The sequence below is a fragment of the Saccharothrix longispora genome, assembly GCF_030852425.1.
GTDB lineage: Bacteria > Actinomycetota > Actinomycetes > Mycobacteriales > Pseudonocardiaceae > Actinosynnema > Actinosynnema longispora.
In genome coordinates, this window is the sequence record NZ_NSDM01000007.1 from 272008 (window position 1) to 284092 (window position 12085).

Below are 12085 nucleotides of genomic sequence, written 5' to 3' on the forward strand. Positions count from 1 at the left end.
CAGTGAACCGGGCGGGGAGGCCCGCTTCCATGGTCGAAGCGCCCGAACGCATGCGCGTTCGTCTCTAGGCTGGTCCCGTGGACGCACTCGCCGGTTTGCTGGACGGTCCGCGGGCGCGCGGCGCGTTCCTGCTGCGCACCGTCCTGGAGCCGCCGTGGTCGCTGCGCGTCCAGGACCGCGCCCCGCTGTCGGTGGTGGCCGTGGTGCGCGGGGACGGCTGGCTGATGCCCGACGGCGCGCCGCCCGTGCGGCTGCGCACCGGGGACGTCGCCGTGCTGCGCGGCCCCGAGGCGTACGGGCTGGCCGACGACCCCGCCACCCCCGTGCAGGCCGTCGTGCACCCCGGCGAGACCAGCACCACGCCCGACGGCGTCGAGCTGTGCGACCAGTGGTGCCGGGGCGTGCGCACGTGGGGGTCGGCCCCGGACGGGCCGGTCGTGCTGCTCAGCGGCACCTACCAGGTCGACGGCGAGGTGAGCCGGCGGCTGCTGTCGGCGCTGCCCCAGTGGCTGGTGGTGCCGCGCTCCGACCTGCCCGTCGTGCCGCTGCTGGCCGAGGAGGTCACCCGCGACCTGCCCGGTCAGGAGGCCGTCCTGGACCGCCTGCTGGACCTGCTGCTCATCTCCGTGCTGCGGGCCTGGTTCTGCCGCCCCGAGGCCAACCCGCCCGCCTGGTACTCGGCGCACGCCGATCCCGTCGTGGGGCGGGCGCTGCACCTGCTGCACGCCGACCCCGCGCACCCGTGGACGGTCGGTTCGCTGGCCGACGCGGTCGGCGCGTCCCGGGCCGCCCTGGCGCGGCGGTTCACCGAGCTGGTCGGCGAGCCGCCGATGGCCTACCTGACCGACTGGCGCCTGTCGCTGGCCGCCGACCTGCTGCGCGAGCCGTCCGCGACCGTGGCGTCCGTCGCCCGACAGGTCGGCTACAGCACGGCGTTCGCGCTGTCGACGGCGTTCAAGCGGGAACGCGGCGTCAGCCCCTCCGAGCACCGGGCCCGGTAGCGACCGGCGCGCCTCGGCCACGACGCGAAGGTCTTCCAGTGGATGGTCGCCGACCACGGTGCCGTGGACGCCGCCCGTCGCCTGGTGCCCGACCCCGGCCGTCCTGCGGCCCGTGGCGGCCGGAGGAGCCGCGCGGGCTCGACAGCAGCGTCGAGGTGTGGGTGCTGCCGCCCCGGTGCGAACCGCTGTTCGCCGACGTGGTCCGCGAGGCGGCGGAGCGCGAGCTGCGGCTGCTCGACGTCGACGTGGCCGCCGAGCCGGCACGCCTGGTCCCGGTCTGTCGCCCGCTCAGGCGCGGCGCGCGAAGAGGATCGCCCCGGGGAACTCCCGGTCCGGGTCGAGCAGGGTCCGCACCTCCACCTCGAAGCCCGCGTCGCGCAGCCACACCTCCACCCGCTCGGGCGGGCGGTGGTGGACGTGGACGCGCATGGGGTGCCCGCCGTAGCCCTCGGTCTTGAGGTACGTCCTGTCGCCGACGTAGAAGCCGAGCAGCAGCGGACCGCCGGGGCGCAGCACCCGCCGGAAGTGCGCCAGCACGCCCGGGACCTCGTCGTCCGGCACGTGGATGAGCGAGAACCAGGCGAGCAGGCCCGCCACCGAGCCGTCGGGCAGGTCGAGGTCGGTCATCGAGCCGACGTCGAACCGCAGCCGGGGGTGGTCGCGCCGGGCCACGGCGACCATCGCGGGCGACAGGTCGACCCCGAAGGCGTCCAGGCCCAGGCCGTGCAGGTGGGCGGTGAGCCGGCCCGGTCCGCAGCCCACGTCCGCGACCGGTCCGCCACCCGCCGCGCGCACCAGGTCGGCGAACGCGGCCAGCGCGGCGCGCTGGTGCGGCGCGTCGGCGAGGGCATCGCGCAGCAGGTCGGCGTAGCCGTCCGCGACGGTGTCGTAGGAGGCGCGGGTGTCGTCCACCCAGTCAGGTGACGTCATGGTCGCGGATTCCGGTGGTCGTGGATGCCCGACGGTCGCGGGAACGGGTCAGGCGCCGACCAGCCGGGCCGCCAGGTAGCCCTCCAGCTGGTCCATCGACACCCGTTCCTGCGACATCGTGTCCCGCTCCCGCACGGTGACCGCGTGGTCGGTCAGCGAGTCGAAGTCGACCGTCACGCAGAACGGGGTGCCGATCTCGTCCTGCCGCCGGTAGCGGCGGCCGATGGCGCCCGCGTCGTCGAACTCGATGTTCCAGTTCCGGCGCAGGGCGTCGGCCAGGTCCCGGGCCTTGGGCGACAGGTCGGCGTTGCGCGACAGCGGCAGCACGGCGGCCTTCACCGGCGCGAGCCTGCGGTCCAGGCGCAGCACGACGCGCTTGTCCACGCCGCCCTTGGCGTTGGGCGCCTCGTCCTCGCCGTAGGCGTCCAGCAGGAACGCCATCATCGGCCGGCCCACGCCCGCCGCCGGCTCGATGACGAACGGGCGGTAGCGGGAGTTGGTCGCCTGGTCGAAGTACGACAGGTCCACGCCCGAGTGGTTCGAGTGCGTGGTCAGGTCGTAGTCGGCGCGGTTGGCGATGCCCTCCAGCTCGCCCCACTCCTGGCCGCCGAACCCGAAGCGGTACTCGATGTCGACGGTCCGCTTCGAGTAGTGCGACAGCTTCTCCCGCGGGTGCTCGTGGTGCCGCAGGTTCTCCTTCGAGATGCCCAGGTCGGTGTACCAGCGGGTGCGCTCGTCGATCCAGTACCGGTGCCACTCCTCGTCGGTGCCCGGCTCGACGAAGAACTCCAGCTCCATCTGCTCGAACTCGCGGGTGCGGAAGATGAAGTTGCCCGGCGTGATCTCGTTGCGGAAGCTCTTGCCGATCTGGCCGATGCCGAACGGCGGCTTGCGGCGCGACGTGGTCTGCACGTTGAGGAAGTTCGTGAAGATGCCCTGCGCGGTCTCCGGGCGCAGGTACCGCAGGCCCTCGTCGGTCTCGACCGGGCCGAGGTGGGTCTTGAGCAGGCCGTTGAACATCCTCGGGTCGGTGTAGCGGCCCACGACCCCGCAGTGCGGGCACGGCACGCCGGACAGGTCGGCCGCGGGCTCCCCGGTGCGCTCGGCGTGCTCCTCGACCAGGGTGTCCTGCCGGAACCGCCGGTGGCACGCGGTGCACTCGACCAGCGGGTCGGCGAACGCCTCGACGTGCCCCGACGCCACCCACACCTCGCGCGGCAGGATCACCGACGAGTCCAGGCCCACGACGTCCTCGCGGCCCCGGACGACCTGGTTCCACCACTGCCGCTTGACGTTGTCCTTCAGCTCCACGCCCAGCGGGCCGTAGTCCCAAGCCGACCGCGTGCCCCCGTAGATCTCGCCACACGGGTAGACGAACCCCCGGCGCTTGCAGAGGCTGACGACGGTCTCGATGCGATCGGCTGCCACGGACTCTCCATCGGGAGACGCTGAACGGGGACGCCAGGGTAGTACCGCCTAGCGCGGGGTCGCCGGGCCGCCCGCCTCACCCAGCCGCACGGTGAACGCGTCCTGCGCGACCAGGCTCACCTCGCGCCGCACCTCGCCGCCCGAGGCGACCAGCAGCGGTTCGTAGGCAGCCGGTTCGTCGGCGTTGGCCTCCGACAGCAGCGGCACGACGTGCTCCCGCACCTCGAACGGCGACATCGCCCGCCGGTAGGCGACCACCGAGTCGAACTCGACGGTCAGCACGAAGCGGTCGGCCTCGTCGGTGGACCGGGACAGCTGCGCCCGCCGGCAGCCGGGCTGGGCGGTGAGCAGCGACAGCGCGCGGTCGACCCGCCCGGTGAAGTCCGCGACGGAGGCTTCGGGGACGGTGAAGCGGCACACGAGCAGCACGGTGCAAGGATGCCACGGTGGCTGGTGACTCCAAGCGGACCCTGATCCCCGGCGCCGGACCCCTCGCGCGGGTGCCCGCGCCGGCGGCGTTCCTGCTGGTCCTCGTGCTGTTCGGGCTGGGCGTGTGGCTCCGGGGCGTGGTGGGGGCCGCGCTGCTGGGCGTGCTGGCGGCCGGCGTGGCGGTGCTGCTGGCCGTGACGTGGCCGCTGCTGGCGCCCTCCGGGCGCGTCCTGCGGGTGCTCGTGCTGGCCGTGCTGGTGCTGATCGCCGTTTCGGTGCTCTAGCGCCGTAGTATTGGTGCTGAAAATCCATACCACCGTGGAGGCGACGTGACGGTCGGGGTCAGGGGCGAGCACGTCCACTCGGCTGAGCGCGTCGTGCCCGAGCCCGCGCCGCCCAAACCGGCGCGCACCCTGTCCGCCGCGGGCGAGCTGCTCAGGGCGCTCGCCGCGCCGGTGCGGATCGCCATCGTGCTCCAGCTGCGCGAGGCGGACCGGTGCGTGCACGAGCTGGTCGAGGCGCTGGGGGTGGCGCAGCCGCTGATCAGCCAGCACCTGCGCGTGCTCAAGGCCGCGGGCGTGGTGCACGGCGAGCGGCACGGCCGTGAGGTCGTCTACCGGCTCGTCGACGAGCACCTCGCGCACATCGTGGTCGACGCGGTGACCCACGTCGACGAGGGTCCGCGTGGTATCAACGAGGCCGACCGGACCACCCGGACGGAGGAGATGTGACCACTAGCGAGCGCCCGACCACCGCGGTACCCGGGTTGCGTTCGACGAAGCAGCGGACCGCGGTGTCCAAGCTGCTCGACTCGCTCGGCGAGTTCCGCTCAGCCCAGGAGCTGCACGAGGAACTGCGCAAGCGCGGCGAGGGCATCGGCCTGACCACCGTCTACCGCACCCTCCAGTCGCTGGCCGACGCCGGCGAGGTCGACGTGCTGCGCACCGACACCGGCGAGGCCATCTACCGCCGCTGCTCCGCCCATCACCACCACCACCTGGTGTGCCGGGGGTGCGGCCGCACGGTCGAGGTCGAGGGCCCCGCGGTGGAGAAGTGGGCCGACCGCGTCGCCGCCGAGAACGGGTTCGTCGAGGTCAGCCACACCGTGGAGATCTTCGGCACGTGCCGGGAGTGCTGCGACAAGGCGTCGTCCTAGCTCAGCCCTCGTAGGTGTCCTCCGGCTGCGGCACCGGCACGACCTGCGAGACGCTGAACGTCGGCACCCACTTCGTCTCCTTGGTCGCCGAGCCCGGCACGACGCGCCCGGTGACCTCGACCCACTGGTCGTCGGCCAGCGCCGCGAAGTCCCGGCCGACCAGCTTCGCCTTCACCGGTGAGGCGTCGGCGGCGCAGCAGGAGATGGTCAGGCGCGCCACGAACACGTCGCCGTCCTTGCGCACCACGAACCCGGTGAGCCGCACCGTGCGGTCGTCGAGGGAGCCCGAGTCGTCCCACGCGGTGCGGGTGACGAACTCGCCGATGGTCAGCGGCACCACCTCGTCCGGGGGCAGCGGCGCGAACCCGCTCGACGCCTGCCCCTCCTGGACGGTGTTGCGGTCGGACCGGTTGACCACGTCCGCGCCGAGCGCCGGCGGGCTGATCAGGAACACCGCGAGCACCGGCAGCAGCAGCATCCAGGGGCTGCGCGACGACCCGTGCTCGTGGTCGTCGTGGGCCGGCTCGTGCCCCTGCTCCTCCTCCTGCCGCTGCCCGGCCCGGACGTCGCGGACGATCGCGACGAGCGCCAGCACGACCATGACCGCGCCGGTGACGACGAGCCAGGGTTGCAGCGACTCCTTCACGTAGCGCAGGTAGGTGCCGCTGAACGCCAGCTTGAGCAGGGCGCCGCCGAGCAGCACCAGCAGGATGTTCTGCGTCTCACGCCTCATGGCTCTCGCCCCTCACGGGTCACACGCCTCACGGGCCGCACCCCTCACAGGAACACCGCTCCGGCCGCCAGGGCGGACGCGATCGCCACCACGAACGTGGCCGGGGCGAAGCGCGCCGCGAAGGCCTTGCCGAACGCGCCCGACTGGAGCGCGATGAGCTTGACGTCGACCGCCGGGCCGACCACCAGGAACACCAGGCGCGGCAGCAGCGGCAGCGCCGACATGGAGACCGCGACGAACGCGTCGGCCTCGCTGCACAGCGCCAGCACCACCGCCAGCACCGCCATCACCAGCACCGCCAGCACCAGCTGACCGCCGAGGGTCTCCAGCCACGAGGCGGGCACCAGCACGTTGAACGCCGCCGCGAACACGCCGCCGAGCACGAGGAACCCGCCCGCGTCGACCAGGTCGTGCCGCGCGGTCTCGGCGAACACCAGCCAGCGGTTGCGGCCGTCGTGGTCGGGCAGCCGGCGCAGGGCCCGCTCGGCGATCCAGTCGGCCTTGCCGAACCGCGTCCACAGCCACCCCATGACCATCGCCGTGAGCAGCGACCCGGCGAACCGCGCCGGGACCATCATCGGCGCGTCCCGGAACGCCACGGCCGTGGACACCAGCACGATCGGGTTCACCGCGGGCGCGGCGAGCAGGAACGACAACGCCACCGCCGGCGCCACGCCCTGCTGCATCAACCGGCGCGCGACGGGCACGGACGCGCACTCGCAGCCCGGCAGCGCGACCCCCGCGACCCCGGCCACCGGCACGGCCAGCGCGGTGCGGCGCGGCAGCGCCCGGCGCAGGGCGCTCGCCGGGACGAACGCCGCGATGGCGCCGCTGATCAGCACGCCGAGGACGAGGAACGGCAGGGCCTGCACGCACACGGCGACGAAGACCGTGGACGCGGTGCGCAGCACCGGCACGTCCAGCACCCCGACCAGCCAGTCCTGGAGCAGCAGCGCGAGCACGAGCACCCCGCACAGCACTTCCAGCGACGTGATCCTCCACCGCGGCGGCCCGGACCGCGGGCGCGACCCTCGGATTTCGCCAGTGATTGTCACTTTCGACATGATGCCAGAGCCACGTCGCCGGTCGGTGGTCACCACATCATCGGTTCACGTCGCCCAGCACGGTCTTCGGAGGGGCGAGGGCCAGGTCGAAGGCTGCCAGCAACGTCTCCAGCGCTCGGGGCGACTCCCCCAGCTTGTGCAACTCGAAGTCCGGGTGCTTCCTCACCAGCACATCGTCCGGGTACAGCAGGGCCGCGTCCAGAGTCGGCTCACCGCGCAGCACTTCGAGCATGCGGTAGGCCAACTCCTGGTCCCGCGATGCGATCGGGTTGAGGCTGATGGCGACGACCGGCCGCTCCGCCGAGAGGTAGAGCTGCCACAGAGAACGCCGGTGGCCGCCCAGCACGTAGTGCACACCGGCGGAGGGGTACGGACTCGAACCCCCCTTCAGCTGCGCGTTGTTGGCATCGGCGTGAGCGAGCAACGCCGCGACCGCCGTTCCCGCGGGGGTGCCCCGGAGCGCTTCGGCGGCGGTGTCGATGTCCTGCCGCGACCACTTGTTCTTGGTCCGCACCCCGTTGACGGACTCCGTGTCCGCCACTGCGGGCGGCGGGCCGATGGCCTTGAAGATCGCCTCGGCAAGCCGTTGGAGCCAGTCGATGACGCGGGTCACGTCGCCATCGGTGATCGGCGTGCGCTTGCCGGTCGCGTGGTCCTGATCGGTCTCGTGCGCGATCTTGTTCCGTCGCTTCGCCATGTCGACGAGTTGTCCCGTCACCTCCTTCGGCGTCTGGTGCAACCGCTTGGCGACCTCCGGCCACAGCGCCACGTCACTGATGTACGAAAGCGCATCCTTGATCTTGTCGGGCTGCTGGAAGGACTGGTGGCCGAAGCGGGACCTCAAATGTGACTTGAAGACGTCTTCCCGCACCGCCTCGTCACGCAGCATCGCCTCGACGAGTCCCACGGAGACCGGTATGCCGAGGAACTTCGCGGGCCGATCGTCCGAGGAGTTCAACGCGAAGGCGAAAGCCCGGTCGTACAGCTCGCGGTGGATCCAGTGGTCCAGTGTTGAAACAGCCTGTACCCAAGCCGCGCGGTAGAGATCGGCGACGTCGAACGCCCCCACCTCGAGACGTTCCAGATAGCGCCCGCCGCGTACCAGGTCACGAGCGTAATCGAGGTTCTTTCGCATTTCTTCGAGTGCGGGCTGGTCTCCGCATCTGGTTCAGCCTCAGTCCGGTCGATCATGATTCGCGGTATGTCGGGTGGACTGCGTCAGCAGGCGCGCCCCGGCGGGTCATGCCGGTTCTCACGGATGGAGCAGTCCCGAACGCGGAGGACCGGATGCCTGCCGTTGGAGACGGCGGCTCGTGAATGGCCGGCGCGCTCGTCCGAAGGGGTGATGGACGGCGCCCGAGGTAGCGCTCACCCGCTTCCTCCCGATGACACAGGACATCGACGTGAGGGCGGTGGGGATGGGCACGATCGACGACCGGCACCTGAATGACGCGCATCGGTACGAACAGGGACCGGGCTACAGCGATGACGACGAGGCACTCGACCCCCACCTGCCCGGCGATCCCTGGCCCAGGCGGGAGCCCAAGAGCAGGGGCGGGTCACAGCGGGCACCGCTGCCCGCGCGAGTCACCGGTTCCCTGCCCCCGGCGGACCAGGACGGCCCGTGGCACGTGGCGGCGCGGATGTGGTTGACGCGCAACCCCGAAAGAAGCAACCGGGAATGCCAGCGTGCGCTGCGGGAGGCCGGGCACAGCGGTGCGACCACGAAGGTGATCCAGCGGATCCGCGACGAAGTGTCCCAGCGGACGCAGCCACCGCGGCCCGCGGAGATCGAGGTCGAGGAGCCCCGATCCGCCAAGGTGCGCTCGGGCGAGGTCCGATCCGCGGACCCGCGGTGCGAGGTGCCCCGGCGGAAGAAGGCCGGCCGCCGGTCATCGCGGCGCCGGCCGCCGGCCGTCATCGCGCAACACCTCGAATCGACGACCGCGCGCTTCTGCGACGGCTGCGACATGGCGATCGGAGCCGACGGCCGATGCCGATGCTGACCCGCCCCCGACGCGGCGGCCCCCGGTGCCGACTGCTGCGCGCCGATCCGCCGGCCTACTCCCCGTCCGCTTCCTCGCGCAGCTCGGCGATCGTCGCCAGCACGTCGGCCGCCTCGGTGACCGGCAGCAGCGGCTCCACGACGGCGGTCACGCCCTGACCCGCGGCGACGACGTCCTCCGCCAGCCGCACGGCCTCGTCGCGCTCGTACGGGCCGCACACGAACGACGCCCACTCGTCACCCGCCGACGCCTCGAACGTGACGGCCCACGGCAGGCCCTCGACGTCGCTCTCGTCGTCGGGCTCGTACACGATCACACCGGCCACGTCAGGCACCGTCCCCGGCTCCGGCCAGCAGCTCGTTGCGCAGCTGCGAGGCGGTGGACACGACCAGCATCAGCAGGGTGCTGAGCGGCTCGGGCTTGAGGCCCTCGGCGGGGAACGCGTAGCGCAGCGTCACGTCCATGCCGCGTTCGGTGTAGACCACGCCGAGCGTGCCGAACAGGCCCTGGCCCGCGCGTTCGGCGGCCGACACGGACAGGTTCGGGTCGGCGGGCAGGTCCCACGCCACCACGCAGGTCAGGCTGAGCACGGTCAGGCCGTCGGCCAGCCGCATCGCCTGCACCGCGCACGGCACCTCGCCGTGCCGGAAGCTCAGCGCCCCGTCGTCGTCGACGTGCACCTCGTGGAACAGCTCCAGCGCCTCGCGCGCCGCGGTCAGCAGCTCCGCGGTCACCTTGGCGTCCTGGTCGGCGTCCTGCTCGGTCACTCGCCCTCCTCGGGCTCCGCGTCGGGCTTGTCCACGGCGCCGCCGAAGCGCCGGTCTCGCATGGCGTACGCCTCGCAGGCGCGCCACAGGTCCAGGCGGTCGAAGTCCGGCCACAGGATGTCCTGGAACACCAGCTCCGCGTACGCGGACTGCCACAGCATGAAGTTCGACGTGCGCTGCTCGCCCGACGGGCGGATGAACAGGTCCACGTCCGGCATGTCCGGCTGGTACAGGTACTTCGCGACGGTGCGCTCGTCGACCTTCTCCGGGTTGATCTTCCCGGCGGCGGCCAGCCGCGCGATCTCCCGCGCCGCGTCGCCCACCTCGGCGCGCCCGCCGTAGTTGATGCACATCGCGAGGTTCAGCACGTCGTTGTCCTTCGTGCGCTCCTCGGCGACCTCCAGCTCCTTGATGACGCTGCGCCACAGCCTGGGCCGGCGACCCGCCCAGCGCACCCGCACGCCCAGCTCGTCCAGCTCGTCCGTGCGGTGGTGGATCACGTCGCGGCTGAAGCCCATGAGGAAGCGCACCTCCTCGGGGCTGCGCCGCCAGTTCTCCGTGGAGAACGCGTACAGCGACAGCCACTTCACGCCCATCTCGATGGCGCCCTTGGCCGCCTCGACCACCACGGCCTCGCCGCGCTTGTGCCCCTCGATGCGGGACAGGCCGCGCTGGTTCGCCCACCGGCCGTTGCCGTCCATCACGATCGCGATGTGCCGCGGCACGAACTCGGCCGGGATCTTCGGCGGCGTGGCGCCGGTGGGGTGCGGTTCCGGGGGTCGGTGAGCGCGCGCGACGCGCTCGGCCCGCCGTCGGCGAAGCATGGCTGTCCTTCCGGGGGTGCGCGGGTGGAGCCGGGCGAGCCTAACCGTCGGCGGGTTGGGCCTTGCGCTCGACCAAGGGCAACGAGCGCAGCTGCCGTTCCAGGTGCCACTGGAGGTGCGCGGCGACCAGGCCGCTCGCGTCGCGGCGGGCGGTCGTCGGGATGGCGTCCACCGCGTCCCACCGCCCGTGCAGCAGCGCGCTGAGCAGGCTCAGCGTGTCCGCGGACGGCTGGGCGCTGCCCGGCGGCTTGCACCGGGGGCACACCAGGCCGCCGGCGTGCACGTTGAACGCCCGGTGCGGACCGGGGTCGCCGCAGCGCGCGCACTCGTCCACGGCGGGTGCCCACCCGGCGAACGCCATCGCCCGCATCAGGAACGCGTCGAGCACCAGCGACGGGTCGCGCTCCTTCGCCGCCAACGCCCGCAGCGCGCCCGTGACCAGCAGGTACAGCCGCAGGACGGGCTCGCCCTCCTCGGCGGTGAGGCGGTCGGCGGTCTCCAGCACCGCGCACGCCGCCGTGTACCGCTGGTAGTCGTCCACCAGGTCCACGCCGAACGCGTCCAGGGTCTGCACCTGGGTCACCACGTCCAGCGACCGGCCCGGGTAGAACTGCACGTCGACGTGCCCGAACGGCTCCAGCCGCGCGCCGAAGCGGGACGAGGTGCGCCGCACGCCCTTGGCGACCGCGCGCACCTTGCCGTGCTTCTGGGTGAGCAGGGTGATGATGCGGTCGGCCTCGCCGAGCTTCTGCACCCTGAGCACCACACCGGTGTCCCGGTAGAGGTTCGCCACCTAGAACCCCAGTCGGCGCAGCTGCTTCGGGTCGCGCTGCCAGTCCTTGGCGATCTTGATGTGCAGGTCCAGGTACACGCGCGTGCCCAGCAGCTTCTCGATCTGGCGGCGCGAGGTGATGCCCACCTGCTTGAGCCGCTCGCCCCGGTGGCCGAGGATGATCGCCTTCTGGCTGGGGCGCTCCACGAACACGTTCGCGTGAATGTCCACCAGGTCGTCGCGCCCCTCGCGGGGCAGCATCTCCTCCACCACGACGGCGATCGAGTGCGGCAGCTCGTCCCGCACGCCCTCCAGGGCGGCCTCGCGGATCAGCTCGGCGACCAGCGTCTGCTCCGGCTCGTCGGTCAGCTCGCCGTCCGGGTACAGCGCCGGGCCCTCCGGCATCTTGCCGACCAGCAGGTCGGCCAGCGCGTCCACCTGGTAGCCGTCCACGGCGGACACCGGGATGAAGTCGGCGAAGTCCATCACCCTCTGGAGCGCGAGCAGCTGCTCGGCGACCTGCTGCTGGCCCACCAGGTCCGTCTTGGTGACGATGCCGATCACGGGTGTGCGCTTGGCGATCTTCTCCAGCTCGGCCGCGATGAACTTGTCGCCGGGGCCGACCTTCTGGTCGGCGGGCACGCAGAACCCGACCACGTCCACCTCCGACCAGGTCTCGCGGACCAGGTCGTTGAGGCGCTGGCCGAGCAGGGTGCGCGGGCGGTGCAGGCCGGGGGTGTCGACGAGGACCAGCTGGCCGTCCTCGCGGTGCACGATGCCCCGGATGGTGTGCCGGGTGGTCTGCGGCTTGCTGGAGGTGATCGCGACCTTGGTCCCGACCAGAGCGTTGGTCAACGTCGACTTGCCTGCGTTGGGGCGGCCGACGAAGCACGCGAACCCGGAGCGGTAACCATCCATCCCCCCATTGTCCCCGTGCCCGCCGGACGCGCCCGGCCGGCCCTCTCCCCGCCGCCC

General features: G+C 72.3%; 16 protein-coding genes. 5 read left to right on the plus strand and 11 right to left on the minus strand.

What is annotated here, in order from left to right; translation table 11 throughout:
• Positions 1-77: 77 nt before the first annotated feature.
• The gene (locus CKY47_RS18475) at positions 78-1001 is read left to right on the plus strand and encodes an AraC family transcriptional regulator (protein ID WP_306747094.1); all 924 of its coding nucleotides are present in this window, start codon (positions 78-80) and stop codon (positions 999-1001) included.
• 288 nt (positions 1002-1289) lie between these two features.
• On the opposite strand, the gene CKY47_RS18480 is transcribed toward CKY47_RS18475, so the two are convergent.
• The 3 genes from CKY47_RS18480 to CKY47_RS18490 are packed head-to-tail and all read right to left on the minus strand — an operon-like array spanning position 1290 to position 3788.
• Positions 1290-1931, minus strand: a complete 642-nt coding sequence (locus CKY47_RS18480) for a class I SAM-dependent methyltransferase (protein WP_306747095.1) — start codon at positions 1929-1931, stop codon at positions 1290-1292.
• Positions 1932-1979: 48 nt separating this feature from the next.
• A complete protein-coding gene (locus CKY47_RS18485) occupies positions 1980-3359 on the minus strand; it encodes a glycine--tRNA ligase (RefSeq protein WP_306747096.1) in 1380 nt (459 codons plus the stop codon).
• A gap of 48 nt (positions 3360-3407) precedes the next feature.
• The gene (locus tag CKY47_RS18490; RefSeq protein WP_306747097.1) at positions 3408-3788 is read right to left on the minus strand and encodes an antibiotic biosynthesis monooxygenase family protein; all 381 of its coding nucleotides are present in this window, start codon (positions 3786-3788) and stop codon (positions 3408-3410) included.
• Between the two features lie 17 nt (positions 3789-3805).
• Between CKY47_RS18490 and CKY47_RS18495 the strand changes: the two genes are divergently transcribed.
• Genes CKY47_RS18495 through CKY47_RS18505 form a run of 3 tightly spaced genes read left to right on the plus strand, consistent with a single transcriptional unit; the run spans position 3806 to position 4944 of the window.
• Positions 3806-4072 carry a hypothetical protein gene (locus CKY47_RS18495; RefSeq protein WP_306747098.1) on the plus strand — a complete coding sequence of 89 codons (267 nt, stop codon included), beginning with the start codon at positions 3806-3808 and terminating at the stop codon, positions 4070-4072.
• Between the two features lie 45 nt (positions 4073-4117).
• Entirely contained in the window at positions 4118-4519 is a 402-nt protein-coding gene (locus CKY47_RS18500) for an ArsR/SmtB family transcription factor (protein ID WP_306747099.1), read from the plus strand.
• A complete protein-coding gene (locus tag CKY47_RS18505; protein WP_306747100.1) occupies positions 4516-4944 on the plus strand; it encodes a Fur family transcriptional regulator in 429 nt (142 codons plus the stop codon). Before CKY47_RS18500 ends, CKY47_RS18505 begins: the two co-directional genes overlap by 4 nt.
• A gap of 1 nt (position 4945) precedes the next feature.
• On the opposite strand, the gene CKY47_RS18510 is transcribed toward CKY47_RS18505, so the two are convergent.
• From CKY47_RS18510 to CKY47_RS18520, 3 genes are read right to left on the minus strand one after another with little or no spacing between them, the layout of a single operon-like run.
• Positions 4946-5677, minus strand: a complete 732-nt coding sequence (locus tag CKY47_RS18510; protein ID WP_306747101.1) for a TIGR03943 family putative permease subunit — start codon at positions 5675-5677, stop codon at positions 4946-4948.
• 44 nt (positions 5678-5721) lie between these two features.
• A complete protein-coding gene (locus tag CKY47_RS18515; protein ID WP_306747102.1) occupies positions 5722-6741 on the minus strand; it encodes a permease in 1020 nt (339 codons plus the stop codon).
• Between the two features lie 37 nt (positions 6742-6778).
• Positions 6779-7876 carry a hypothetical protein gene (locus CKY47_RS18520; RefSeq protein ID WP_306747103.1) on the minus strand — a complete coding sequence of 366 codons (1098 nt, stop codon included), beginning with the start codon at positions 7874-7876 and terminating at the stop codon, positions 6779-6781.
• Between the two features lie 250 nt (positions 7877-8126).
• Between CKY47_RS18520 and CKY47_RS18525 the strand changes: the two genes are divergently transcribed.
• Positions 8127-8747: a hypothetical protein gene (locus CKY47_RS18525; protein ID WP_306747104.1), complete on the plus strand. Its 621-nt coding sequence runs from the start codon at positions 8127-8129 to the stop codon at positions 8745-8747.
• A 55-nt stretch (positions 8748-8802) separates the two neighbouring features.
• Here CKY47_RS18525 and CKY47_RS18530 read toward each other — a convergent pair whose 3' ends face one another.
• From CKY47_RS18530 to era, 5 genes are read right to left on the minus strand one after another with little or no spacing between them, the layout of a single operon-like run.
• A complete protein-coding gene (locus tag CKY47_RS18530) occupies positions 8803-9072 on the minus strand; it encodes a hypothetical protein (protein WP_306747105.1) in 270 nt (89 codons plus the stop codon).
• A gap of 1 nt (position 9073) precedes the next feature.
• Positions 9074-9514, minus strand: coding sequence for a YbjN domain-containing protein (locus CKY47_RS18535; RefSeq protein ID WP_306747106.1), 441 nt, complete (start codon positions 9512-9514; stop codon positions 9074-9076).
• The gene (locus CKY47_RS18540; RefSeq protein ID WP_306747107.1) at positions 9511-10338 is read right to left on the minus strand and encodes an isoprenyl transferase; all 828 of its coding nucleotides are present in this window, start codon (positions 10336-10338) and stop codon (positions 9511-9513) included. Before CKY47_RS18540 ends, CKY47_RS18535 begins: the two co-directional genes overlap by 4 nt.
• Positions 10339-10378: 40 nt before the next feature.
• A complete protein-coding gene (recO, locus tag CKY47_RS18545; protein ID WP_306747108.1) occupies positions 10379-11131 on the minus strand; it encodes a DNA repair protein RecO in 753 nt (250 codons plus the stop codon).
• Complete coding sequence (era, locus tag CKY47_RS18550; protein ID WP_306747109.1) at positions 11132-12028, minus strand: GTPase Era; 897 nt, start codon at positions 12026-12028, stop codon at positions 11132-11134.
• Between the last annotated feature and the right edge of the window lie 57 nt (positions 12029-12085).

What these genes read in the sequence shown, in the direction of transcription:
- CKY47_RS18480 (WP_306747095.1), bottom strand. Translation starts at nt 1,931, where the DNA reads ATGACGTCACCTGACTGGGTGGACGACACCCGCGCCTCCTACGACACC.
- CKY47_RS18510 (WP_306747101.1), bottom strand. Translation starts at nt 5,677, where the DNA reads ATGAGGCGTGAGACGCAGAACATCCTGCTGGTGCTGCTCGGCGGCGCC.
- CKY47_RS18515 (WP_306747102.1), bottom strand. Translation starts at nt 6,741, where the DNA reads ATGTCGAAAGTGACAATCACTGGCGAAATCCGAGGGTCGCGCCCGCGG.
- CKY47_RS18520 (WP_306747103.1), bottom strand. Translation starts at nt 7,876, where the DNA reads ATGCGAAAGAACCTCGATTACGCTCGTGACCTGGTACGCGGCGGGCGC.
- CKY47_RS18525 (WP_306747104.1), top strand. Translation starts at nt 8,127, where the DNA reads ATGACACAGGACATCGACGTGAGGGCGGTGGGGATGGGCACGATCGAC.
- CKY47_RS18540 (WP_306747107.1), bottom strand. Translation starts at nt 10,338, where the DNA reads ATGCTTCGCCGACGGCGGGCCGAGCGCGTCGCGCGCGCTCACCGACCC.
- era (WP_306747109.1), bottom strand. Translation starts at nt 12,028, where the DNA reads ATGGATGGTTACCGCTCCGGGTTCGCGTGCTTCGTCGGCCGCCCCAAC.